This is a genomic window from Streptomyces sp. SCA2-17 (assembly GCF_044336695.1).
The window spans coordinates 5,968,069-5,991,303 of record NZ_CP117521.1 but is presented as its reverse complement, the minus strand read 5'-3'; the positions used below and the strand labels follow the sequence as shown (position 1 = coordinate 5,991,303).

The following is a 23,235-nucleotide window of genomic DNA, read 5'->3' as shown; positions in this document are numbered from 1 at the left end:
CGGGGAAGACTCCGGACCCCATGGCATGGACGCGCGCCCCAGTCTTCGATGCACAGCGACAGGAGTGGACCACCAGATGCCCCATACCTCCACCCAGCAAGCCACCGCACAGATCGGCGTCACCGGGCTCGCCGTCATGGGCAGCAACCTCGCCCGCAACTTCGCCCGGCACGGGCACACCGTCGCCCTCCACAACCGCACCTACGCCAAGACCGAGGCGCTGGTCGGCCGGCACGGACACGAGGGGACCTTCATCCCCGCCGAGTCCGCCGAGGAGTTCGTCGCCGCCCTGGAGAAGCCCCGCCGGATCGTCATCATGGTCAAGGCGGGTGACCCGACGGACGCCGTCATCAAGGAATTCACCGCGCTCCTCGAACCCGGCGACGTCATCATCGACGGCGGCAACGCCCACTTCGCCGACACCCGCCGCCGCGAAGCCGCCCTGCGCGAGAAGGGCATCCACTTCGTCGGCACCGGCATCTCCGGCGGCGAGGAAGGCGCCCTCCACGGGCCCTCCATCATGCCCGGCGGATCGACGGAGTCCTACAAGTCGCTCGGGCCGCTCCTGGAGTCCATCGCCGCCAAGGCCGAGGACGGCTCCCCCTGCTGCACCCACATCGGTCCCGACGGCGCCGGACACTTCGTCAAGATGGTGCACAACGGCATCGAATACGCCGACATGCAGCTCATCGCCGAGGCGTACGACCTGCTGCGCCATGTCGCGGGCTACGAGCCGCAGCGGATCGCGGAGACCTTCCGCGCCTGGAACACCGGCCGGCTGGATTCGTACCTGATCGAGATCACCGCCGAGGTGCTGGCGCACACCGACGCCGCCACCGGCTGCCCGTTCGTGGACGTCGTGGCCGACGGGGCCGAGCAGAAGGGCACCGGCCGCTGGACCGTGCAGACGGCCCTCGATCTCGGCATCCCCGTATCCGGCATCGCCGAGGCCGTGTTCGCCCGGTCCGTGTCCGGCCACGCGGACCTGCGCGGCGCCGCCCGCGGGCTCCCGGGCCCCGCGCGGGAGCCCCTCGCCCCGGAGGAGGCCGGGGAGTTCGCCGCGCTGGTCGAGGAGGCGCTGTACGCGTCGAAGGTCGTCTCGTACGCCCAGGGCTGGAACATGATCAGTGCGGCGAGCGCCGAGTACGGCTGGGACATCGACCTGGGGGCCGTCGCCGCCATCTGGCGCGGCGGCTGCATCATCCGGGCCGCGTTCCTCGACCGCATCCGCGCCGCGTTCGCCGCCGACCCCCAACTGCCCACGCTGCTCGCCGACAAGGGGTTCGCCGCGGAGGTCGGCAAGGCGCAGGACGCCTGGCGCTCGGTCGTCGCCACCGCGGTCGGCCGCGGCGTGCCCACGCCGGGGTTCTCGGCCGCGCTCGCGTACTACGACGCGCTGCGCGCCGAGCGGTTGCCGGCCGCGCTGACGCAGGCGCAGCGCGACTTCTTCGGCGCGCACACCTACCGGCGCACCGACCGCGAGGGCTCGTTCCACACGCTGTGGGGCGGGGACCGCAGCGAGGAGCAGACCGGCTGAAATCGCCCTGCCCATCCGTGCGTACGGCTGTCCGCGCGGCTTGAGGCGCCTGCGTCCGGGTGGCTCCGCACAGTGCCTGCGAGGGCACAGCGCGATACCCCCGGATGGCCGTACGTACGGATGTGTCCGACTTTGACGGCTCTGTCCTGACCTGCGTCTTTGCAGGTCAGGGAAGTGTTAGTGCCGACCGTGGCATAGACCGGGCGAGGGACGTGGGCTTAACTTATGCGCTATGACCTCCCCCCGCAGCACCTACGGCGGCGGCTACTACGCCTCGTCGTCGTTCCCGGACACCCCGATTTACGACAGCCTCGTCGCCGAGCGGGGCACCCCGCAGATCGCCCCGATCCGCGTGTCGTCCCCGTACGACACCGGCAGCAGCCACACCGGCGGCAGCAACCTGCCCGCGCTCCCCGCACTGCCGTCCGGCCCCTCGGCCCCGGCCCCGCAGGCCCCGTACGGCGCCCAGGGCGGCGCCCCGTACGGATATCCCGCGCCCGGGCAGCAGCAGCCCGCCGGGCTCCAGCAGGCGGCCGCCCCGTACATCCCGCAGCAGACGCCGCAGCGCGCCTACCCGGGACCGGGCCCGCAGCAGTACCAGCAGCAGCGGCCCGGCGCGGCCCCGGCGGGTCAGGCGGGTCCGGCAGGGCCTTCCGGGTACGACGCCATGCGCCCGGTCACGCCTCGCCCTGCGGCGGGGCAGTACGAGGACCCGTACAACCGCCAGTACCCGAATCAGGGGGGTTACTGACCGTCTGTCCGTTGTGCTGGGGGTCCCGCTCCGGCGGGCAAGGGGTACTTCGTTCAACCACCCGGCCCGGGTGGCAGGATGACCGCATGTCCACGTCGCCCACGCTGACCGCGCTGCACTTCTACCCCGTCAAGTCGCTGGCGGGGTGCACCGTCCCGGAGGCGGCCGTCGAGCCGTGGGGTCTCGCCGGGGACCGGCGGTGGATGGTGGCGGACGCCGACGGGATGATGATCACCCAACGGCAGCGGCCGAGGCTTGCCCTGGCCTCGGCCCGCCTGCTCCCGGGCGGCGGCGTGCGGCTCACCGCGCCCGGGGCGGAAGCGCTCGACGTCGCCGTGCCCTCCCTCGCGGAAGTGGAGGGCACCGTCACGGTGCAGGTGTTCCGGGACAAGATCGAGGCGGTCCCGGCGGGGGACGCCGCCGACGCATGGCTCAGCGCGCACCTCGGGACCACGGCCCGCCTCTTCCACATGGACGAGCCCGCGAGCCGCCGCGCGATCGATCCTGACTTCTCCCTCCCCGGTGAGACCGTGAGCTTCGCGGACGGCTTTCCGCTGCTGGTGACCACGCTCGCCTCGCTCGACGCCGTCAACGCGCTCGTCGCCCGGGGCGACCTCCCCGGCGAGGGCCCGCTCCCCATGAACCGCTTCCGCCCGAACGCCGTGGTCGGCGGCACCGAGCCCTGGGCCGAGGACGGCTGGCGGCGCGTGCGGATCGGCGAAGTGACGTTCCGGGCGGTCAAGGACTGCGGCCGGTGTGTGGTCACCACCACCGACCAGATGACCGCGGAGCGCGGCAAGGAGCCGCTGCGCTCGCTCGCCCGGCACCACCGCATCGGCGGCAAGGCCGTGTTCGGCAAGAACCTCATCCCTGAGCACACGGGGACCCTGCGTGTGGGCGACACCGTCGAGATCCTCGACTGAGCAGCTCCCCGACGGAGCTTCCCTCACTCCTTCGCCCCGCCTTTTCAGGATTTCTCTCACTCTTCTCCCCGCAGCTTCCTCACTCCCCTCCCCCCCGCCGCACGCCACCCGTCAACGCGCCGCCGCCAACGGCATCCGGAGGGGGTGATTTTGCTCTCTCCGCCGTCTTCCTCCGCATGCGATGCCCTGTGTGAGGTATTTACGGACCCGGAAGGGGGCGAGCATGATGCGCGCTACGGCACTCGCATGGCGATGGCGGCGCAATTCCCTGCGTCGCCGGACCGATGTCCTGGAGTCCTGGGTGGGGTTGGTGGCCGTGGTGCTCATGCTGCTCGCGGGCCCGGTCTCCGGCTGGGTGACGGGGTCGCTCGCCCACGAGGCCCTGCGGCACACGGTCCGCGAGCAGCACCGGCACCGCCACCTGGTGACGGCCACGACACTGCGCCCCCTGCGCGGCGGGCCGGCCGACACCGACCGCGAGGCCACGGCCGCCCGGGAGGGCCACCATCGGGTGGTCGCCCGCTGGCCCGGCCCGGACGGCAAGGAGCGCTCGGGTGTGGTCCCGGTGCGCCATGCCACGCGCCCCGGGCAGCCGTTCCCGCTGTGGACGGACGACCAGGGCCGGCTCTCCGGCCGCCCCATGGACCACGACACGGCCGCCGTCCACGCCGGTCTGGCGGGCGCCGGGGCGGCCGCGGTGGCCTGCGGTCTGCTGGAGGCGGTGCGCCGGCTGGTCGTATGGCGGGTCATGCAGCGGCGGTACGCCCGCTGGGACCGCGCGTGGCTACGGGCCGGGCAGACCTGGGGCAGGGCGGACGCGGGCAGCTGACCGGTCAACTCCCGGGGCCCGCGCGCGCTACGGTGGCTCCGGTGGCCGGTCCGGTACGCACCGGTCCCGGGTGGACGCACGCACGAGGTGGGGGCAGAGCAGCACCATGGCACAGGGCTCGGTCCAGGTGACGCACACCGGCACGGCGCGATGGCGGCGGCGCACGGGCGAGTACGAATCCCTCGCCTCGGCCCTGGAAGCGGCGGTCGACGGCGACGTGCTGTCCGTGGCCCCCGGCACGTACCGGGAGAACCTGGTCGTCACGCGCGCGGTCACGCTGCGCGGCGCGGAGGGTTCGCGCGGCAGCGTGCGCATCGCTCCCCCCGACGGCATCGCCCTGACCGTACGGGCCTCCGCCGCGCTTCAGGACCTGCACGTCGAGGGGCACGACGCGGCGGCGCCCGCGCTCGTCGTCGAGGACGGCGCCCCGGAGCTGTCCGGCCTGCGCATCGTGACCCGCTCCGCGGTGGGCATCGAGGTGCGCGGCGGCTCCCGGCCGACGGTGCGTCAGTGCACCGTCGACAACGCGGGCGGCGTCGGCATCAGCGTGCTGGACGGGTCGGGCGGTCTGTTCGAGGAGTGCGAGGTGGTGGCCGCCGGCCAGTCGGGGATCGCGGTCCACGGCGGGGCGCACCCGCGCCTGGAGCGCTGCCGGGTGCACCACGCGTCGGGCGCGGGGCTGTCGCTCACGGGCGAGGGCAGCTCGCTGGAGGCGGTGGGCTGCGAGGTGTACGAGGTGCGGGGCGCCGGGGTGCAGGTGGCCTCCCGGGCCGCCGGCCGGCTGACCGACTGCCGGGTGCACCGCACGTCCGGGGACGGTGTGACGCTGGACACCGACGCCGTGCTCTCCCTCGTCGACTGCGACATCCACGACGTACCGGAGAACGGGGTGGACCTGCGCTCGCGTTCGGTGTTGTCGATGACGCGCTCGTCGATCCGCAGGTTCGGGCGCAACGGCCTGTCGGTATGGGACCCCGGCACGCGGGTGGACGCCGACTTGTGCGAGATCCACGACAGCAAGGGCGACTATCCGGCGGTCTGGATCAGCGACGGGGCGACAGTCTCCCTCGGCTCCTGCCGCGTGCACGACGTCCCGGACGCCCTGTTCGTGCTCGACCGCGGTTCCCACGTCGACGTGGTCGACAGCGACCTCTCCCAGGTCCGCAACACGGCGGTGTCGGTGAGCGACGGGGCGTCGGCCCAGCTGGCGGGGTGCCGGATCCGCGAGGCGGGCACGGGCGCCTGGTTCCGCGACCACGGCAGCGGCGGCTCGATGGCGGGCTGCACCATCGACGCCGCGGCGACGGGCGTCATCGTCACCAAGGGCGCCGACCCCTCCGTCGAGCAGTGCACGGTGAGTTCGCCGGTGGAAGCGGGCTTCTACGTGTCGGCGGGCGGCCGAGGCACGTTCCACGAGTGCCGGGTGACGGGCAGCGGCGGCTACGGCTTCCACGTCATCGACGGCTGCCGCTCGACGCTCACCCGCTGCCGCACCGAGCGCTGCGAGCGCGGCGGTTACGAGTTCGCCGAGGCCGGTCCCGTCAGCGAGGGCTGTACGAGCGACGAGGCGGTGACGTCACCGGCTGTTGCCGCGCTGCCCTCCGGGGGCGGCGCGGGCGCGGCGCCGGTGGCGACGGCCGTCCCGCGGACGCTGCTGAAGCCGGTGGCCGTGCCGGTGCAGCGCTCGGCGGAGGAGGCGCCGCCCGCGCCCGCCGCCCCGTCCGGGGCACGCGCCTCGGTGACCGTGCTCCAGGAACTGGACGCGCTGGTGGGCCTGGAGAGCGTCAAGAAGGAGGTCCGCGCCCTCACCGACATGATCGAGGTGGGGCGGCGCCGGCAGCTGGCCGGGCTGAAGGCCGCCTCGGTGCGCCGGCACCTGGTCTTCACGGGCTCGCCCGGCACGGGCAAGACGACGGTGGCCCGGCTCTACGGCGAGATCCTCGCCTCGCTCGGCGTGCTGGAGCGCGGCCATCTGGTCGAGGTGTCGCGCGTGGACCTCGTGGGGGAGCACATCGGCTCGACGGCCATCCGCACCCAGGAGGCCTTCGACCGGGCGCGCGGGGGCGTGCTGTTCATCGACGAGGCGTACGCGCTCGCCCCGGAGGACTCGGGGCGCGACTTCGGCAGGGAGGCCATCGACACGCTGGTGAAGCTGATGGAGGACCACCGCGAGGAGGTCGTGGTGATCGTGGCCGGCTACACCGACGAGATGGACCGCTTCCTGACGGTCAATCCCGGGGTGGCCTCCCGCTTCTCACGCACCATCACCTTCGGCGACTACGACCCGGAGGAGCTGCTGCGCATCGTGCAGCAGCAGGCGGACGAGCACGAGTACCGGATCGGGGAAGGGGCGGCGGAGGCCCTGCTCCAGTACTTCCGCGACATCCCGAGGGGACCTGCGTTCGGCAACGGCCGTACGGCGCGGCAGACCTTCGAGGCGATGGTGGAGCGGCACGCGGGCCGGGTCGCCCAGCTGGCCGACCCGAGCACCGACGACCTCACCCTGCTCTACGCCGAGGATCTGCCGGTGCTGCCCTGAGGGGGCACCGGTATCCAGGCGGCGAGGCGCGCGAGGAGGGCGGCGCGGGTCCGGGCGAACTCGGGGTCGGACTGGTACTGGGAGTGGCCCAGGATGCCCGCGGGCAGCGGGTGCTCGGCGGTCCGGCCGTAGGCGAGGGGGTCCTTGAGGGGGCCACGGTCCACGGCGGCGCTGCCGTCGCCGTGGAGGCGGACGGGGCCGCCGATGGGGTCGGTGCGCCGCCACAGGTTGCACCAGCAGTGGACGTCGTGGTGGAGGGCGGCGAGCTTCACGGGGCCGAAGTAGGCGGGGAACCAGCGGCCGTAGAGGCGCTCCAGGGGTGAGCCGTAGGTGAGCAGGGCGACGCGGCTGCGCGTGGCGGCGGGCAGCTGCCAGACGGCGGCCGCGGCGAGGACGCTGCCCTGGGAGTGGCCGGAGATGACGAGGCGGCCGCCGGTGCGCTCGGTCCAGGTGCGCATGCGCCAGGTGAGGTCGGGGACGGCGCGCTCGGCGTAGCAGGGCGGGGCGAAGGGGTGGGCTGCGCGCGGCCAGAACGTGCCGACGTCCCAGAGGATGCCGACGGTGCGCCGGGCGGCGGGGTCGCGGTAGGCGCGCCGGCCCCAGGCGATGAGCAGGACGAAGCCGAGGCCGACGCACCACGAACCGAGGGCCTGGGCGGTCTGGGCCACGTCCTCGACGGCGGCGGGGGTGCCGGCTGCGGCCCGGCCCGGGGCGTCGTGGGTGCCCCAGGCGCCGGCGACCGCGCCGGCGCCGAGGAGGAGCGTGAGCGCGGCGACGGTGCCGAGCACCCAGGGGGTGGCGTCGGTGAGGCCGGCGCGGGCGATGCTGCCCGCGATGGCGCGCGTACGGGCCTGGTCGTGGCGCTCGTCGGGATAGCCGTCGGGAACGGTGCGGCACAGGCCCTTGCCCAGGTGCAGGGTGCGGGCGGCCAGGGCGAGGAGGAGCAGGAGCAGGACGAAGAGGAGGGGCGGGATGACGGACGCCTGCCACGTGAGCAGCACGGGCGGGCCGCTGATCGGGCCGTCGCCCATGCCGGGGGTGGCGGGGCCGTCGAGCCAGTCCGCGACGCGGTGGGCTACGCCTGCGGTCATGACGCCGCCGAGGGCGCAGGCGAGCGTGGCGACGGCAGGTCCGGCGAGGCCGCCCAGCGGGGTCCGCTCGACGGGGGCGGCGCGGTGCAGCCGGCGGGCGGCGAGTGCGAGGAGGAGGATGAGGGCGCCCTGTCCGAGGGCGAGGAGGCCGAAGGCGCGGTCGCCGGGGAGCATGCCGTGGGACTGCCAGCCGGGGCGGTCCCAGGCGGCGTAGACGGAGGAGACCAGGAGCAGGCCGAGCGCGGTGAAGGGGAGTGCGGCGACGATGAGGCGGTCGGCCGTGTGGTCGGGGGCGTCCTCGCTGCGGCCCCTGCGGCAGACGGTGTGGACGACGAACAGGGCGGCGGCGATCAGGACGGCGCCGAGGATCCGGCCCAGGGTGTCGAGGGCGGGGCTGCCGCCCGGTGCGCGGTCGTGGTGGGCGGCGGCCTGGACGAGGAAGGCGGCGACGGTGAGCAGGGCCGCGGCGGTGTGGGCGGCGCGCAGCCGGGCGACGATGCGCCGCCCGTACCAGAAGCCGGGCAGGCACAGGGCGGGGCGGCCGCGGCCCTTGTCGCCGTCCTCGCCGGTGCCGGGGCGGGCGGGCGGCTGGGCCTCGTACGCGCTCCAGGTGCGGCGGGAGAGGAGCCACAGCAGGCCGGTCACGGCGGTGGGCACGGCGGCGGCGAGGGCGAGACGGCGGCCCGGCGGGCTCCACCAGCCGCCCCGGTCGGCCGACATGAAGCCGAGCCAGGCCTTGTCCGCGGAGCACGCGGGGGTGCCCGCGCACTGCCACGCCGTCAGGTCGAGGGCGACTTCGCAGGCGGCCGCGGTGAGCAGGACGGTGAGGGTGAGGGCGATGAGGCGCACCAGCAGGCCGTAGGCCCGCACGGTCGTGGCGCGGCCTTCGGAGGTGGGGCGCATCCAGTGGGCGAGGTTGATGACCATGAACGGCAGGAGCACCAGCCACAAGGCGCGGGAGCCGTCGCCGGAGGTGAGGTTGGACCACACGTAGGCCTCGGGGACGGGCTCGCGGCGGTGGTCGCCGGGGCGGTCCTCGGCGTCGACGTCATCGGCGCGGCGGTGGATGCCCGCGACGGCGTCGCCCGTGACGCGGACGGTGCGCGGATCGCCCAGCATGAGCTGCGGGGTGGTGCCTCCGACGCCGTGCACGAGGAGCTCCAGGGCGAGCTCGGAGGCGCCCGCGGGCGCCGGCGCTTCGGTCTCTTCCGTGGTCTTCGCCGTGGCCTGTTCCATGGCTTGTTCCATGGCCTGTTCCGTGGTTCGTTCCGTGGCCTGTGCCGTCTGGGGTCGTTCGTCCGATGCCACCGTGTCCCCCCGGTCCCGGTGTGCCGTACCGTCAACCAGCATGGTGCCAGGGGCCACTGACAATGCGGCGGCATCGACGGCAGGATAGGCCCGTTCGTGATCCGGCCGAACGAAGACGATCGCCGCGGCGTGGCGCGTGGGAGGATGTGCGCGCACGACTGCCGGTGGCTGACCGGAAAGGACGGGCCGGGTGAGCGACAACCAGAATCTCCTGGCGGAGCAGCGGCGTGCGCTGATCCTCGACGAGGTCAGGAGACGCGGTGGGGTGCGGGTCAACGAACTGACGCGGAGGCTCAATGTCTCGGACATGACGGTCCGCCGGGATCTGGACGCCCTGGCCCGGCTGGGCGTGGTGGAGAAGGTGCACGGCGGGGCGGTGCCGGTGGCGGAGGCGACCGCGCACGAACCGGGTTTCGAGGCGAAGTCGGCGCTGGAGCTGGCCGCCAAGGAGGACATCGCGCGGGCGGCGGTGGCGATGGCGCCGCCGGGCAGTGCGATCGCGCTGGCGGGCGGAACGACGGTGTTCGCCCTGGCGCAGCGGCTGGTGGATGTCCCCGATCTGACGGTGGTGACGAATTCGGTGCGTGCGGCCGACGTCCTCCACAGCTCCCAGCGGCCGGTGACGGCGGCGGGGCCGTCCGCCCGGCCGGGGGCGGCCACGGTGGTGCTGACGGGCGGGGTGCGCACGCCCTCGGACACGCTGGTGGGGCCGGTCGCGGACGCGGCGATCCGCTCGCTCCACTTCGACGTCCTGTTCATCGGGGTGCACGGGATATCCGCGGAGGCGGGTCTGTCGACGCCGAATCTGGCGGAGGCGGAGACCAACCGGCACTTCGTGCGGTCGGCGCGGCGGGTGGTGGTCCTCGCGGACCACACCAAGTGGGGGACGGTGGGGCTGAGTTCGTTCGCGGCGCTGGAGGAGGTGGATGCTCTGGTGACCGACGCGGGGCTGCCGGAGGCGGCGCGGCGGGAGATCTCCGAGCGGCTGCCGGAGCTGGTGGTGGCCGATGCCTCCGGGGACTCCACGACGTGCGGCGGCGTGCCGGTGTAGGCGCGCGCGGCCGCCCCGGCGCTCCGGCGCGTCAGTCCGGCCAGCGGCCGGTGGCCAGGAAGGTGGTGATGGCGCCCGCGTACGGGCCGATGTCCAGACCCTGTCCGGCGAGCCAGGCGTCGGAGTAGTACGTGTCGAGATAGCGCTCGCCGGGGTCGCAGATGAGGGTGACGATGCTGCCCTTGGTGCCGTTGCCGGCCATCTCGGCGACGATCTTCAGCGCGCTCCACAGGCCGGTGCCGGTGGAACCGCCCGCCTTGCGCCCGATGGCCGTGTCGAGCGCGCGTACGGCCGCGATGCTCGCGGCGTCGGGGACCTTCATCATCCGGTCGATCACGCCCGGCATGAAGCTGGGCTCCATGCGGGGCCGGCCGATTCCTTCGATCCGCGAGCCGCGCTCGCCCGTCGCCGTGGGGTCGTGGTCGCGCCAGCCGTCGAAGAAGCAGGAGTACTCGGGGTCGGCGACGCAGATGCGCGTGTCGTACTGCATGTAGCGCACGTAGCGGGCGATGGTCGCGGAGGTGCCGCCGGTGCCCGCGGTGGCGACGATCCAGGCGGGCACGGGGTGGCGTTCGCTGCGCAGCTGGCTGAAGACGGATTCCGCGATGTTGTTGTTGCCGCGCCAGTCGGTGGCCCGTTCGGCGTAGGTGAACTGGTCCATGTAGTGGCCGCCGGAGCGTTCGGCGAGGGCCGCCGCCTCCGCGTACATCTTGCGGGGGTCGTCGACGAAGTGGCACCGGCCGCCGTGGAATTCGATGAGGCGGCACTTCTCGCGGCTGGTGGTGCTGGGCATGACGGCGACGAAGGGCACCCCGATCAGGCTCGCGAAATACGCTTCCGAGATCGCGGTGGAGCCGCTGGAGGCCTCGACGACCGGGGACTCGGGACGGATCCAGCCGTTGCACAGGCCGTGCAGGAAGAGCGAGCGGGCGAGGCGGTGCTTGAGGCTGCCCGTGGGGTGGGTGGACTCGTCCTTGAGGTAGAGGTCGATGCCCCATTCCTCGGGCAGCGGGAAGCGCAGCAGATGGGTGTCGGCCGAGCGGTTCGCGTCGGCCTGGACCTTGCGGACCGCTTCGCTGAGCCAGGCGCGGTAGGCCGGGTCGCTGCGGTCGACGTCGGTGGTGTGCACGCCGCCTCTCCCGTTCCATCCGGGCCCATGCGGAGCACTCGGACGTTTCGATCATAAATGGGCACTGGTGCGTGAGCCCCCTCACGGGCAGACTGCGCACGAGGCACACGAATCGGCCGGGGAGGCGGTTGGCGTGGCGGAGCCGGGGTTCCAGGAGCCGGAGTTCACTGCGACCGGGGTACGGATCGAGCGGTCCCTCCGCTCGCTCACCCGGGCGGGCCAGGTGAAGATCAAGGACGGCAGGCTGGAGCTGCTCACCAGCTACGGCCGGGAGATCGACAGCGCCCCCCTGGGGGCGGTCCACGCGAGCAAGCCGTGGTTCGCCGGCCGGGACCGCGCCCGGGCGACGGTGAACGGCACACGCTACGTCCTGACGCTGGGCCGGCTGGAGGATCCTTCGGGAGCGGAGGAGACCACGGGGGAGGCCGCCGTCCGGCGGTTCCTGGAAGCCGTCCGCTCCGGACGCGGCGGAGACGCCAGGGACTGACGGTGCAGAAGTTGCGCGTGCGGCTGCTGGAGCCGACCCTTGACTCGTACCAGCATCACTGAGGGTTCACGGACGGTTACGCTCTGGATGAGTAGCCGCCGCCCGGCTCGGCAGCGACCGCCGCCGGCCCGGCCCCAGCGCGTGCCAGAACGCGTTTCTGAATCAGGCTAGCCCTACTTCTTCCCAGGGAGTCGCAGCCGTGATCAGCCGACCGAACAAGCACTGCACCGTAGAGCTCCAGGCTCTTCCACCGCGGATCGGCCAGGTCCGCAGAATCGTATCTGCGCAACTGCGGTACTGGAATCTCGATCCGCTCATCGACCCCGCGGCGCTGTGCGTCACCGAGCTCCTCACGAACGTGCACCAGCATGCCGAACCGGACAAGCGCTGCACCGTCGAGATCGACCTCGTGCTCGACCGGCTCACGGTCTCGGTCCGCGACCACGACCCGCGGCTGCCCCGCCTCGCCGACGCCGACGCCGGCAGCACGCACGGGCGCGGGCTCGCGCTGATCGCGGCGGTCAGCGACAGCTGGGGGGTGCAGGAGCGGCACGACGGCGGCAAGGTCGTCTGGTTCTCGCTGCCCGTCCCGGAGCGGGCGGTCGGCGGACGGCGGACGCGCGACGACCGGACGACGGTCACCCTCGAACAGCCGGCCGTAGCCCTCCCGCCCCTGGAGGAACCGGCCTTCGACCAGTCCGCGGTCGTACTCGACCGCTCCCCCGTCCGGTCCACGGTCCCCGGCTGAGGGGCGGGGCGATGCCCCGGGCAGAGTCGCCGGGTTAGGCACCGCCGGACGACGCGGTGGGGCTTACTCGCCGTTGCGGCGGGGGGTTGGTGGGCGTGCCGGCACTCGCGGCGGGGGCTTGTGCGGGCACACGGCGGGAGCGGGCCGCGCACGCTGTCGCTGCTGCCGCGCCAACACCCCTCCGCCGCAACGGCGAGCAAGCCCCACGGCGTGGATCGGCGGCGCCCGGCGGGCATCAAGACCGTCCGGCAGCCGCAGGAACCCCGGCGGCGTGTCGACGGCGCGGGCGTGTGCAACGCGCAGCAGGATCGGGCCGCGCCCGCCATCCTCGCTGCCGCCCGGCGACAACCCTCCGCCGCGACGGCGAGCAACCACAGCCGTGGAGCCCGGCGGTGCCCGGCCGGCGTCAAAGCCGTCCGGCAACCGCCGGGGCCGGACACGCGCCCGCGGTCACGACGTGCCGCGTTTGCCGGGCGCTCCGAAGTGTTCCTCCAGGACGGAGACGCGGCGCCAGTACTCGTCCTCGTCGATGTCGCCGGAGGCGAACCGGCGGCCGAGGACCGTCAGCGGGGAGTGCTCGGCGCGTGCCTGGCGCTGGTGCCAGGGGGCGCGGCCGCCGCGCCACACGGTGCGGCGCAGGACGGCGACGACGCCGATGACGACGGCCGCCCAGGCGAGGGGGAAGAACAGGATCCAGGGGCCGGGGCCGCCGTCGGCCAGGGCGTGGGCGAGGGTGCTCATGAGAGCCCGCCTCCTCAGTGGTGAAGGAATGTCGGCGGCGGTTTGCCGCCACCACCGAGCCTCCTCACGAAAGACCCCCGCGTCGTCGTACGGCCGGCTGCACCGCCCCTGCGGCGCGCGGAGTACGCGGGGGCCGACCGCGTACTCCGGAGCACACCCGTACGGCAGTCAGCCCAAGAGCATCAGCCCACAACCGTCAGCCCAGGACCGTCAGCGGGTCGTCCAGGACAGGCTGCCAGGCCGCCTCGGCCGCACCGATGAGGCTGTTGTAGTCGAGCGTGCAGGGCAGAATCGGCACGCTCCCGCTGCGCCCCCACAGGCTGCGGTCGGCCACGACGGCCCGCAGCCGCTCGGGGTCGGCGTCCAGCAGGGCGCGGTGGAGCCCGCCGAGGATGATGCGGTCGGGGTTGAGGATGTTGACGAGGCCCGCGAGGCCGAGACCGAGCCGGTCGACGATCAGCTCGGCGGCGGCGCGGACGGACGGGTCGCCGTACTCCGTACGGAGCAGGTCGCGGGCCTGCTGGAGCAGGGACACCTCGGGTCCGGGGGCGCGGCCGGCCGCGGTGAGGAAGGCGAGCGGGTCGGTCTCGACGTCCAGGCAGCCGCGGCTGCCGCAGTGGCAGGGCAGGCCGGCCGGGTTGACGGTGAGGTGACCGACCTCCAGGGCGAGGCCGGAACTGCCGCTGTGCAGGCGGCCGTCGAGGACGAGCGCCCCGCCGACGCCGCGGTGTCCCGTGGCCACGCACAGCAGGTGGCGCGCGCCACGGCCGGCGCCGTGCCGGTGCTCGGCGAGCGCCGCGAGGTTGACGTCGTTGCCGGTGACGCCGATGGCGGGGCCTTCGCCGGGGCCCGGGACGCCGGCCTTGGCCAGGGCCTCGGTGAACAGCCGGCGGACCGGCGCACCGGCGGGCCAGGAGAGGTGCAGCGGGTTGAGGGCGGTGCCGTCCGGCTCGGCGACGGCCGACGGGACGGCGAGGCCCGCGCCCAGGCAGCGGCGGCCGGTCTCGCGCAGCAGGCCGGCGCCCGCCTCGACGACGGCGTCGATGATGCGCGACGGGTCGGCGGGGACGGTCATGCAGCCGGGCGCGGTGGCGACCACCCGCCCGCCGAGGCCGACGAGGGCCGCGCGGAAGCCGTCTGCGTGGATCTGGGCCGCGAGCACCACGGGGCCGCCGGGCGCGACGGAGAGCCGGTGCGAGGGGCGGCCCTGGGAGCCGGCGGCCGCGGGGCGGGCGTCGACGGTGATCAGTCCGAGGGCCTCCAGCTCGGCGGCGACGGCACCGGCGGTCGCGCGCGTCACCCCGAGTTCGGCGGTGAGCACGGCGCGCGTGGGGGCGCGGCCGGTGTGTACGAGCTCCAAGGCCGGGCCGAGGGCGCCGCGGCCCCGCTCCAAACGTGTTGTCCGAGTCTGGGTCACGCCCCTATTGTGACTTTGTGCCGACACTAAACAAAATACGGACGGCTCTTTTGGGCGACACGCGGACGGTCCGTCCGGGCGAACGGCGCCCGGACCGGAGCGGTCCCGCCCTCCGCCGGCTCCGTACAGCCCTCACCCTGTTCTTCGCCCTCGACGGCTTCCTGTTCGCCGGATGGGTGGTCCGGATCCCCGCCATCAAGGAGCAGACCGGCGCGTCCGCGGGCGCGCTGGGACTGGCACTGCTCGGCGTGTCGGCGGGGGCCGTGGCCACCATGATGCTGACCGGGCGGCTGTGCCGCCGGTTCGGGAGCCACCTGGTGACGGTCGTCGCCGGCGTGCTGATGTCCGCGGGGATCGCGCTGCCTCCCCTGACCCACTCGGCGACGGCCCTCGGCCTGGTGCTGCTCGTCTTCGGTGCCGCCTACGGCGGCATCAACGTCGCCATGAACAGCGCGGCCGTCGACCTCGTCGCGGCGCTGCGCAGGCCCGTGATGCCCAGCTTCCACGCCGCGTTCAGCCTCGGCGGAATGCTCGGCGCGGGCCTGGGCGGGCTGGTCGCGGGACACCTCTCCCCCACCCGGCACCTGCTGCTCCTGACCGTGGCCGGGCTCGCCGTCACGGCGGTCGCGGGGCGCATGCTCCTGGCGCACCCCGCGCCCCGGGCCGAGCGGCCGGCGTCCGTCCCGGCGGCGGACGGCGGCAGCCCGCGCCGCCGCGGCAACCGTACGGTCGCCCTCTTCGGGGTGATCGCCCTGTGCACGGCCTACGGGGAGGGCGCTCTCGCCGACTGGGGCGCGCTGCACCTCCAGCAGGACCTCGGGGTCCACGCGGGCGTCGCGGCCGCCGGCTACTCCGTCTTCGCGCTGGCCATGACCCTCGGCCGGCTCAGCGGCACGTTCCTCCTCGAACGCCTCGGCCAGACCACGGCGCTGGTCGCGGGCGGGGCGGCGGCCGCGGGCGGCATGCTGCTCGGGGCGCTGGCGCCCACGGTGTGGGCGGCGCTCGCGGGCTTCGCCGTCACGGGCCTGGGCCTGGCCAACATCTTCCCCGTCGCGGTCGGGCGGGCCGGTGAACTGGGCGGCCCGGGCGGCGTGGCCGCGGCCTCCACGTTCGGCTACGGCGGGATGCTGCTGGGGCCGCCGGTCATCGGCCTCCTCGCCGACGCGTCGTCCCTCCCTGTGGCCCTGACCACTGTCGCGGGCCTCGCGGCCGTGGCGGCGGCGATCGCGTACGCCACCCGCCGCACGGTCTCCGGAGCCCGCTGACGCCTGGGTACGCCTGCCGTGCGGCGCCCGGCCGGCCCGCCGCGCGGCGGCGTTGTCAGTGGGGGCTGACACAATCCGAGGGCGTGGACGGAAGGGGTGGGCCATGAGTGCCGAGCAGGGGGAATGGCGCTGCGGCGGGGTGCGCTGGAGGCCCGCCGGGCCGGAGCTCGTCTGGCTGCATCCCGCGCACGGGGAGCGCGGCACTCCGCTGCCCGCCGGGCGTCCGGTCGCGTTCTCGACGGGCGCCGCGCGGCGGTGCGTGGGGGTCCGCAAGGGCGGCAGGCGCACTCCGTGCCCCGTGGGCGCGGAGGTGCCGCACGCCGCGGTGTCGGCGCAGTGTGCGGAGTGCGCGCGGCTCGACCGCTCGCACTCGGTCGCGGCCGACACCGCTCTCGACGACCCGCGCCCGTACGACGTGTATCTGGCCTGGTCCGTGCCCGGCGCGGTGAAGGTCGGGATCACCGCCGCCGAACGCGAGGGCGTCCGCCTGCTCGAACAGGGCGCGCTGTCGTACGCCCTGCTGGGGCGCGGCCCGCTGATGGCCGCGCGGCGTGCGGAAGCCGTGCTCGGCGCGGCGCTGTCGGTCCCCGACCGCATCCCGTACGCCGCCAAGCGGGCCGCCCGGTGCCCCGTGCCGGGGCGGGAGCTGCGGACGGCCGAGCTGGCGGGTCTGCACGCGCAGGCGTGCGGGCTCGGCACGCTGCCGGAGTCGCTGGCCGTGCTGCCGTTCACGCCCGTGCATCACGACGATGCCTTCCACCTCGACCGGCTGTGGCCTGGCTGCGGGACGGTCGTCCTCGCGCCCGGTCGCACGATAGCGGGCACGGTCGCCGCCGTGGCCGGGCCCGACGTGTATCTGGACACGGCGGACGGACGGCAGTTGCTGGTGGACGCACGGCAGCTGGCCGGGTGGACGCTCGCCGCAGCCGAGCCGGGGGCGGCGATCACCGCGGAGGTGCTGATACAGGCGCCTCCGGCCGCCGGTCCCGAGGCGCTGTTCTGACCGGCCGCGGCGTACGGCGGCGGGTTCAGCCGAGCCAGCCGGGGCGGACGAGCCCGCTCTCGTAGGCGAGGACGACGAGCTGCGCCCGGTCGCGGGCGCCCAGCTTGATCATGGCGCGGCTGACGTGGGTCTTGGCGGTCAGGGGGCTGACGACGAGCCGCCGCGCGATCTCCTCGTTGGAGAGGCCTATGCCGACCAGCGTCATCACCTCGCGTTCGCGGTCGGTCAGCTCCGCGAGTCCTGGCGCCTCGGCGGGCTCCTTGGAGCGCGCGGCGAATTCGGCGATGAGGCGGCGGGTCACGCTCGGCGAGAGCAGGGCGTCGCCGTGGACCACGGCCCGCACCGCGCGCAACAGTTCCTCCGGTTCGGTGTCCTTGACGAGGAAGCCCGAGGCGCCGGAGCGGATCGCTTCGAAGACGTACTCGTCCAGTTCGAAGGTGGTGAGCATGATGACCTTCACGTCCGCCAGGGCCGGGTCCTCGGTGATCCGGCGGGTCGCGGCGAGGCCGTCGAGGACGGGCATGCGGATGTCCATGAGGACGGTGTCGGGCCGCAGTTCGCGGACCAGCGCGAGCGCCTCCTCGCCGTCGGCGGCCTCACCCGCGACGGCGATGTCGGGCTGGGCGTCCAGCAGGGCGCGGAAGCCGGCGCGGACGAGCAGCTGGTCGTCCGCCAGCACCACACGGATCTCGGTCACGGCGTCTCCTTCGTGCATGGCGTTCTCCCTCGACGCCCCTCTCGCGACGGCTCCTTCACGATGCCGCCTTGCGCGAAGAAGTGAGCGGCAGCCGGGCCCGTACGCGGAAGCCTCCGTCCGGCCGGGCGCCCGCCTCGGCGGTGCCGCCCAGGGCCGCGGCCCGCTCCCGCATGCCCACCAGGCCGTTCCCGCCGCCGGAGACCGTGCCGGAGAGGGCGGGCCCCGCGTCGTCGACGGTCAGTTCGAGGGCGTCGGGCCCGTAGCGCAGCCGGACCTCGGCCGTGCGGGAGCCGGAGTGCCGGACGATGTTGGTGAGGGCTTCCTGGACGATGCGGAAGGCGGCGAGGTCGGCGCCGGGCGGCAGGTCCGTCCGCGGGCCCTCGGTCGTGACGTGCACCTCGAGTCCGGCACCGGCCGCCTGCCGGGTCAGCTCCTCCAGCCGGCCGAGGCCCGGAGCCGGGGAGCGGGGCGCGTCGCCGGGCGTGCGGAGGGTGTCGAGGACCTGGCGGACCTCACCGAGCGCCTCCTTACTGGCGGCCTTGATGGTGGTGAGCGCTGCCCGGGCCTGCTCCGGGTGGCTGTCGATGAGGGCGAGCCCCACCCCGGCCTGGACGTTGATGACGGAGATGCTGTGCGCGAGGACGTCGTGCAGCTCACGGGCGATGCGCAGCCTCTCCTCGCTCGCCCGGCGCTCCTCCGCCGCGGCCCGCTCGGCCCGCGCCTGCGCCCACTGCTCACGCCGTACGCGCGCGAACTCGGCCGCGGCGACGAGGGCGACGGCCCAGGCCGCGGGGGCCCACTCCGCTCCCCAGGCGGCCGGTCCGTCACCGCGCGGCGGCAGCCGGTGGTAGAGCCAGTGGGCGATGAGGAGGTGCCAGGCCCACAGCAGGCCGACGGCGGTCCAGACGGCGCGGCGGTGCCCCGCGACCACCGCGGTGAAGCAGCTGACGGCGACGCTGACGAAGACCGGGCCGTAGGGGTAACCGCCGCCCAGGTAGAGCGCGGCCGCGAGACAGGTGCCGAAGACGGCGGCGACGGGGTGCCGGCGGCGAACGAGCAGGAACGCCGGGCCGACCGCGAGCAGCACGCGCGCGAAGGAGTCCAGCGGGGCCCGGCCGGGCTGGCTGAGCGCGGCGTAGGAGCTGCCGGCCTGCTGGAAGGCGGCGACGGCGAGCGCGGACACCCAGGGCAGGCGGCCCGGGCGGGCCGGCCACCGCTCCCACGGCGGCCCGGCGCCACGCCCCTGCGCCCACGGCGCCCGTCTCTCGCAGCCCATACGGGCAAAGCTAGCCGCCGCCCGGGCCCACCGCGTCGGCCGGACGCGGTGGGCGCGCCTACTCCACCGGGAGTAGGCGCCCGCCCCACCGCGCGGGACGAAGCCGGGAGGCTACGGGCGGTCGACCGTGGAGAGCACGCGGCGGGCCATCGGGTGGGTCCGGACGATCTCCGCCAGCGTCGTCTGCCCGCGGGTGATCCGGGTGAAGGCGTGCCACGCGGGGCGGAAGCCGGTGAGCGCGGCGTGCATCACGCCGGGACGGCGCTCGAAGAAGGTGAGCATGCGGCGCCCGACGCCCATCTCCACGCCCAGCCCGGCCTTGATGGCGAACGCGTAGTTGAGGGCCTGCCGGCGGGCGTCGACCGCATCCTGCGCCTCGCCGATGCGGACCGCCCACTCGCCCGCCAGGCGGCCCGAGCGCAGGGCGAAGGAGATGCCCTCGCGGGTCCACGGCTCCAGCAGCCCCGCGGCGTCGCCGCACACGATGACGCGGCCGCGCGAGAGCGGGGAGTCGTCCGAGCGGCAGCGGGTGAGGTGGCCGGAGGAGATGCTGGGCTCGAAGCCCGCGAGGCCCAGGCGGGCGATGAAGTCCTCCAGATACCGCTTGGTGCCCGAGCCGTCGCCGCGCGCCGAGATCACGCCCACGGTCAGGGTGTCGCCCTTGGGGAAGACCCAGCCGTAACTGCCGGGGATCGGGCCCCAGTCGATGAGCACGCGCCCGGCCCAGTCCTCGGCGACCGTCGGGGGCACGGGGATCTCGGCCTCCAGACCGAGGTCGACCTGGGCGAGCTTCACCCCCACGTGTGCTCCTATGCGCCCGGCGCTGCCGTCGGCCCCGACGACCGCGCGGGCGAGGACGGTCTCGCCGCCGGCGAGCACGACGGCGACCGTGCGCCGGTCGGGCACGGCCGGGCCGTGCTGCTCCACGCGCGCCACGGCCACGCCCGTGCGCACCTCGGCGCCGGCGTCCTTGGCGGCCTCCACCAGGGCGGCGTCGAACTCGGGCCGGTTGATGAGGCCGAACAGCATCCGCTTGGAGCGGCGCGTGCGCGTCAGCTTGCCATTCAGGGAAAAGGTGACCGCGTGGACGCGGTCGCGCAGCGGCAGTTCGAAGCCGGGCGGGAGGGAGTCCCGCGAGGGCCCGATGATGCCGCCGCCGCACGTCTTGTACCGCGGCAGTTCGGCCTTCTCCAGGAGCAGCACCCGGCGGCCCGCGGAGGCGGCGGCGTGGGCGGCGGAGGCCCCGGCGGGCCCCGCACCCACCACCACGACGTCCCACACCGGCTCCCGGTCCCCGCCCTCGCCCTCGCCCCGCCCCGCGCTCTGGGCTGCGTTGTCGCTGCTCACCTGTGCTTCTACTCCCGCTCCATCACCGGCTTCGGCTACCTGCCGCATCCTACGGCCAGCCCTCCGCGGCCCTGCCACGGGAAGGCCGTGGGTGCCGCGGGCGGCGGGCGTGGGAGGATCGACGGCACAATCGCCCATTCGTACGGATACAACGCCGCGTCCACAAGGAGCGTTCCATGGAAGCGTCCTCGAACCACCAGCCGGGGCCGGTCCCGGCCGAGCTGGCGGCCACCGTCGCCGCGCTGCAGCCCCGCGCCCGCACCGAGCTGGCCGAGCTGGTGGCCTTCCGGTCGGTGGCGGACGAGGCGCAGTTCCCGCGGAGCGAGTGCGAGGCGGCGGCGAACTGGGTGGCGGGCGCGCTGCGCGCCGAGGGTTTCCAGGACGTCGCCCTGCTCGACACCCCCGACGGCACCCAGTCCGTCTACGGCTACCTCCCGGGCCCCGCCGGCGCCCCGACCGTGCTGCTCTACGCGCACTACGACGTGCAGCCGCCGCTGGACGAGGCCGCCTGGATCTCACCGCCGTTCGAGCTGACCGAGCGCGACGGCCGCTGGTACGGGCGCGGCGCGGCCGACTGCAAGGGCGGCGTGGTCCTGCACCTGACGGCGCTGCGCGCGCTCAAGGAGCACGGCGGCGTGCCGGTCAACGTGAAGATGATCGTCGAGGGTTCCGAGGAGCAGGGCACCGGCGGCCTGGAGCGCTACGCCACGGCGCACCCGGAGCTGCTGGCCGCGGACAGCATCGTGATCGGTGACGCCGGCAACTTCCGCGTGGGCCTGCCGACCGCCACCGCGACGCTGCGCGGCATGACGCTCGTCCGCGTCCAGGTGGACACGCTGGAGGGCAATCTGCACTCGGGCCAGTTCGGCGGCGCGGCGCCCGACGCGCTGGCGGCGCTGATCCGCGTGCTCGACTCGCTGCGCGCCGAGGACGGTTCGACGACCGTCACCGGTCTGGAGGACGAGGCGGCGGCGAGCTGGGAGGGCATGCAGTACCCGGAGGAGGACTTCCGCAAGGACGCCAAGGTCCTCGACGGCGTGGAGCTGATCGGCTCCGGCACGGTCGCCGACCGGCTGTGGGCGCGCCCCGCGGTCACGGTCCTGGGCATCGACTGCCCGCCGGTCGTCGGGGCCACCCCGTCGGTGCACGCGGGCGCGCGGGCCCTGATCAGCCTGCGCGTGCCGCCGGGCACGGACGCCGCCACGGCGACGAAGCTGCTCGCGGAGCACCTGAAGACGGCGGCCCCGTGGGGTGCGCGCGTCGCGGTGGAGCAGGTCGGCCAGGGCCAGGCGTTCCGCGCGGACACCGGCAGCCCGGCCTACACGGCCATGGCCGACGCCATGCGCATCGCCTACCCGGGCCAGGAGATGCAGATCTCCGGCATGGGCGGCTCGATCCCGCTGTGCAACACGCTCACCGCGCTGTACCCGGACGCGGAGATCCTGCTGATCGGCCTGAGCGAGCCGGAGGCCCAGATCCACGCGGTGAACGAGAGCGTCTCACCGGAGGAACTGGAGCGACTCTCCTTGGCGGAGGCGCTGTTCCTGGGCAACTACGCGGAGAGCAAGCGGTAGGCCGTCCCGGCGGGGTGCGGCGCGCGTACTCCGCGGGCCCTCGCGGTCGCAGCATTTCGCCGTTGCGGCGGACCTTCGCCGTACGCCGGGCGTGCCGACGACTCACAACGCTCGCGCCGACCCGGCGCAAGCGCCTTCCGCCGGACCCTCGCGGTCGTGACGCTGCACCGTTGCGGCGGGGCTGTCCTCGTCCGCCGCAGCGTCACGAACCGGCGGATCACGGCGTACGGACCAATCCCGGCAGATCGGCCTTCCGCCAGGCCTCGCCGTCGCAGCGCTTCGCCGTTGCGGCGGACCATTGTTGGCTGCCGCAACGGCTGGGATAACGCGGCGTGACGGGCCAAACGGCTCACGGCCCACGCGCCGAGCCCGGCAGGTATGCACTCCCCCGTCATGCGGGGCCCCTCGGCGCGTCCGGACCCGGCCCGGTGCCGTAGACGGTCTCAGGCCACCGCAGGGCGCGCTCAGCCGACAGGGACTCCCGCTTCGAGGTTGAGGGGGCGGCCCTGTTCGCGGGCCCGGAGGGCCCATCGGAGGCGGCTCAGCCGTACGGGCGGCAGCAGGGACGCCGCCTCGCTTTCGGTGACGAAGCGCCAGCCGCGCAGTTCGGCGCCGGGGAGCAGGAGCCGGTGGGCGTCGGCCCCGGCCAGCCGCCCGCCGTCGAAGAGGAAGCGCAGGCCGCCGTAGCCGGGCGGCTTGGGCGGCTCCCAGTCGACGACGAGCAGGCGGGGCACGGCGGGGAGTTCGATGCCGATCTCCTCGGCCACCTCGCGCATCCCGGCGCGGGCGGGCGCCTCGCCCGGCTCCACGACCCCGCCGGGAAACTCCCAGCCCGGCTTGTAGGTCGGGTCGACCAGCAGGACCCGGTCCTCCTCGTCGAAGAGCAGCACCCCCGCGGCCAGCGTCTCGGCCGTCGGCTCCGGGGTCTGCACGATCTGGCACGCGCCGGCGGCCCCGCTCCGTACGGCGTCCGCGACCCCCTCAGCCACCTCACGCGGCGTCAGATGACCGGTCTCGACGACGTACGCGTCGGAGCGAAGCCAGGGCAGCGCCTCGCGGTACGGGGCGATGTGGTCCAGCGCCCACTGCCGGACGGACTCGCTGCGGCCGGGGTCGTCCGCGAACTCCTCGCGGCCGGCGATCCGCCCCCGCAGGATCGTTTCATCGACAGCCAGCAGCACATGTCGCACCGGAATGCGGCGCGCGGCGAGCCCGCCGAAGATCTCGTCCCGGTACTCCTGGCGCAGCAGCGTCATGGGGACGACGAGCACCCCGCCGACCTCGGCAAGCAGGGCCGCCGCCGCGTCCACGACCAGCCGCCGCCAGACCGGCAGGTCCTGGTAGTCGCCGGTCTCGCCCATTCTCTTGGGCGGCAGCAGGTACTTCAGCGCCCCGCCGATCACCTCGGGGTCGTAGAGGGTGCTGTCCGGGATCAGCTCGGTCAGTTCCCTGGCCGTACTGGTCTTCCCCGCACTGAACGCGCCGTTCAGCCAGACGATCACGGTTCCCCCTTCTCCGTAGC

General features: G+C 74.4%; 19 protein-coding genes. 11 read left to right on the top strand and 8 right to left on the bottom strand.

Annotated features, from left to right (window positions below; genetic code table 11):
• Positions 1-76 precede the first annotated feature (76 nt).
• From gnd to PS271_RS26790, 5 genes are all read left to right on the top strand, one after another.
• Positions 77-1,537, top strand: coding sequence for an NADP-dependent phosphogluconate dehydrogenase (gene gnd / locus PS271_RS26810; protein ID WP_398385336.1), 1,461 nt, complete (start codon positions 77-79; stop codon positions 1,535-1,537).
• A gap of 232 nt (positions 1,538-1,769) precedes the next feature.
• Positions 1,770-2,288: a DUF6643 family protein gene (locus PS271_RS26805; protein WP_398385335.1), complete on the top strand. Its 519-nt coding sequence runs from the start codon at positions 1,770-1,772 to the stop codon at positions 2,286-2,288.
• An 86-nt stretch (positions 2,289-2,374) separates the two neighbouring features.
• Complete coding sequence (locus PS271_RS26800; RefSeq protein WP_398385333.1) at positions 2,375-3,211, top strand: MOSC domain-containing protein; 837 nt, start codon at positions 2,375-2,377, stop codon at positions 3,209-3,211.
• A 223-nt stretch (positions 3,212-3,434) separates the two neighbouring features.
• Positions 3,435-4,040, top strand: a complete 606-nt coding sequence (locus PS271_RS26795; RefSeq protein ID WP_398385331.1) for an Rv1733c family protein — start codon at positions 3,435-3,437, stop codon at positions 4,038-4,040.
• A gap of 106 nt (positions 4,041-4,146) precedes the next feature.
• The gene (locus PS271_RS26790) at positions 4,147-6,579 is read left to right on the top strand and encodes a right-handed parallel beta-helix repeat-containing protein (protein ID WP_398385329.1); all 2,433 of its coding nucleotides are present in this window, start codon (positions 4,147-4,149) and stop codon (positions 6,577-6,579) included.
• On the opposite strand, the gene PS271_RS26785 is transcribed toward PS271_RS26790, so the two are convergent.
• Complete coding sequence (locus PS271_RS26785) at positions 6,549-8,918, bottom strand: hypothetical protein (RefSeq protein WP_398385327.1); 2,370 nt, start codon at positions 8,916-8,918, stop codon at positions 6,549-6,551. The two genes, PS271_RS26790 and PS271_RS26785, sit on opposite strands and share 31 nt — an antisense overlap.
• A 250-nt stretch (positions 8,919-9,168) precedes the next feature.
• On the opposite strand from PS271_RS26785, the gene PS271_RS26780 reads away from it, so the two are divergent.
• Complete coding sequence (locus tag PS271_RS26780) at positions 9,169-10,029, top strand: DeoR/GlpR family DNA-binding transcription regulator (protein WP_398385325.1); 861 nt, start codon at positions 9,169-9,171, stop codon at positions 10,027-10,029.
• Between the two features lie 31 nt (positions 10,030-10,060).
• Here the strand turns inward: PS271_RS26780 and cds1 are convergent, their stop codons facing one another.
• Positions 10,061-11,158, bottom strand: a complete 1,098-nt coding sequence (cds1, locus tag PS271_RS26775) for an L-cysteine desulfhydrase Cds1 (RefSeq protein WP_398385324.1) — start codon at positions 11,156-11,158, stop codon at positions 10,061-10,063.
• Positions 11,159-11,291: 133 nt separating this feature from the next.
• Here cds1 and PS271_RS26770 point away from each other — a divergent pair, with 133 nt between their 5' ends.
• Positions 11,292-11,645 (top strand): hypothetical protein, encoded by a 354-nt coding sequence (locus PS271_RS26770; RefSeq protein WP_398385323.1) that lies wholly within the window; start codon positions 11,292-11,294, stop codon positions 11,643-11,645.
• 199 nt (positions 11,646-11,844) lie between these two features.
• Positions 11,845-12,393, top strand: coding sequence for an ATP-binding protein (locus PS271_RS26765; protein WP_398385321.1), 549 nt, complete (start codon positions 11,845-11,847; stop codon positions 12,391-12,393).
• 450 nt (positions 12,394-12,843) lie between these two features.
• On the opposite strand, the gene PS271_RS26760 is transcribed toward PS271_RS26765, so the two are convergent.
• Both PS271_RS26760 and PS271_RS26755 read right to left on the bottom strand, forming a co-directional pair.
• Entirely contained in the window at positions 12,844-13,134 is a 291-nt protein-coding gene (locus PS271_RS26760) for an SHOCT domain-containing protein (protein WP_398385320.1), read from the bottom strand.
• 196 nt (positions 13,135-13,330) lie between these two features.
• Positions 13,331-14,551 carry an ROK family protein gene (locus PS271_RS26755; protein WP_398385319.1) on the bottom strand — a complete coding sequence of 407 codons (1,221 nt, stop codon included), beginning with the start codon at positions 14,549-14,551 and terminating at the stop codon, positions 13,331-13,333.
• Positions 14,552-14,568: 17 nt separating this feature from the next.
• Here PS271_RS26755 and PS271_RS26750 point away from each other — a divergent pair, with 17 nt between their 5' ends.
• Positions 14,569-15,816, top strand: a complete 1,248-nt coding sequence (locus tag PS271_RS26750) for an MFS transporter (protein WP_398385317.1) — start codon at positions 14,569-14,571, stop codon at positions 15,814-15,816.
• Positions 15,817-15,919: 103 nt separating this feature from the next.
• The gene (locus PS271_RS26745) at positions 15,920-16,819 is read left to right on the top strand and encodes a DUF2797 domain-containing protein (RefSeq protein WP_398385315.1); all 900 of its coding nucleotides are present in this window, start codon (positions 15,920-15,922) and stop codon (positions 16,817-16,819) included.
• Positions 16,820-16,844: 25 nt separating this feature from the next.
• On the opposite strand, the gene PS271_RS26740 is transcribed toward PS271_RS26745, so the two are convergent.
• The 3 genes from PS271_RS26740 to PS271_RS26730 all read right to left on the bottom strand — a co-directional run bounded on the left by PS271_RS26740 (position 16,845) and on the right by PS271_RS26730 (position 20,139).
• Complete coding sequence (locus PS271_RS26740) at positions 16,845-17,534, bottom strand: response regulator (RefSeq protein WP_398385314.1); 690 nt, start codon at positions 17,532-17,534, stop codon at positions 16,845-16,847.
• A gap of 37 nt (positions 17,535-17,571) precedes the next feature.
• Entirely contained in the window at positions 17,572-18,792 is a 1,221-nt protein-coding gene (locus PS271_RS26735) for a sensor histidine kinase (RefSeq protein ID WP_398385313.1), read from the bottom strand.
• Between the two features lie 111 nt (positions 18,793-18,903).
• Complete coding sequence (locus tag PS271_RS26730; protein ID WP_398385311.1) at positions 18,904-20,139, bottom strand: geranylgeranyl reductase family protein; 1,236 nt, start codon at positions 20,137-20,139, stop codon at positions 18,904-18,906.
• A 176-nt stretch (positions 20,140-20,315) separates the two neighbouring features.
• Here PS271_RS26730 and PS271_RS26725 point away from each other — a divergent pair, with 176 nt between their 5' ends.
• Positions 20,316-21,713, top strand: a complete 1,398-nt coding sequence (locus PS271_RS26725; protein WP_398385309.1) for a dipeptidase — start codon at positions 20,316-20,318, stop codon at positions 21,711-21,713.
• Between the two features lie 464 nt (positions 21,714-22,177).
• On the opposite strand, the gene PS271_RS26720 is transcribed toward PS271_RS26725, so the two are convergent.
• Positions 22,178-23,215 (bottom strand): NUDIX hydrolase, encoded by a 1,038-nt coding sequence (locus PS271_RS26720; protein ID WP_398385307.1) that lies wholly within the window; start codon positions 23,213-23,215, stop codon positions 22,178-22,180.
• Positions 23,216-23,235: the final 20 nt, after the last annotated feature.

Coding starts and splice junctions, on each gene's coding strand:
- PS271_RS26795 (WP_398385331.1), top strand. CDS start 3,435: ATGATGCGCGCTACGGCACTCGCATGGCGATGGCGGCGCAATTCCCTG.
- PS271_RS26800 (WP_398385333.1), top strand. CDS start 2,375: ATGTCCACGTCGCCCACGCTGACCGCGCTGCACTTCTACCCCGTCAAG.
- PS271_RS26785 (WP_398385327.1), bottom strand. CDS start 8,918: ATGGAACAAGCCATGGAACAGGCCACGGCGAAGACCACGGAAGAGACC.
- PS271_RS26805 (WP_398385335.1), top strand. CDS start 1,770: ATGACCTCCCCCCGCAGCACCTACGGCGGCGGCTACTACGCCTCGTCG.
- PS271_RS26725 (WP_398385309.1), top strand. CDS start 20,316: ATGGAAGCGTCCTCGAACCACCAGCCGGGGCCGGTCCCGGCCGAGCTG.
- PS271_RS26740 (WP_398385314.1), bottom strand. CDS start 17,534: ATGCACGAAGGAGACGCCGTGACCGAGATCCGTGTGGTGCTGGCGGAC.
- gnd (WP_398385336.1), top strand. CDS start 77: ATGCCCCATACCTCCACCCAGCAAGCCACCGCACAGATCGGCGTCACC.
- PS271_RS26790 (WP_398385329.1), top strand. CDS start 4,147: ATGGCACAGGGCTCGGTCCAGGTGACGCACACCGGCACGGCGCGATGG.
- PS271_RS26760 (WP_398385320.1), bottom strand. CDS start 13,134: ATGAGCACCCTCGCCCACGCCCTGGCCGACGGCGGCCCCGGCCCCTGG.
- PS271_RS26735 (WP_398385313.1), bottom strand. CDS start 18,792: ATGGGCTGCGAGAGACGGGCGCCGTGGGCGCAGGGGCGTGGCGCCGGG.
- PS271_RS26745 (WP_398385315.1), top strand. CDS start 15,920: ATGAGTGCCGAGCAGGGGGAATGGCGCTGCGGCGGGGTGCGCTGGAGG.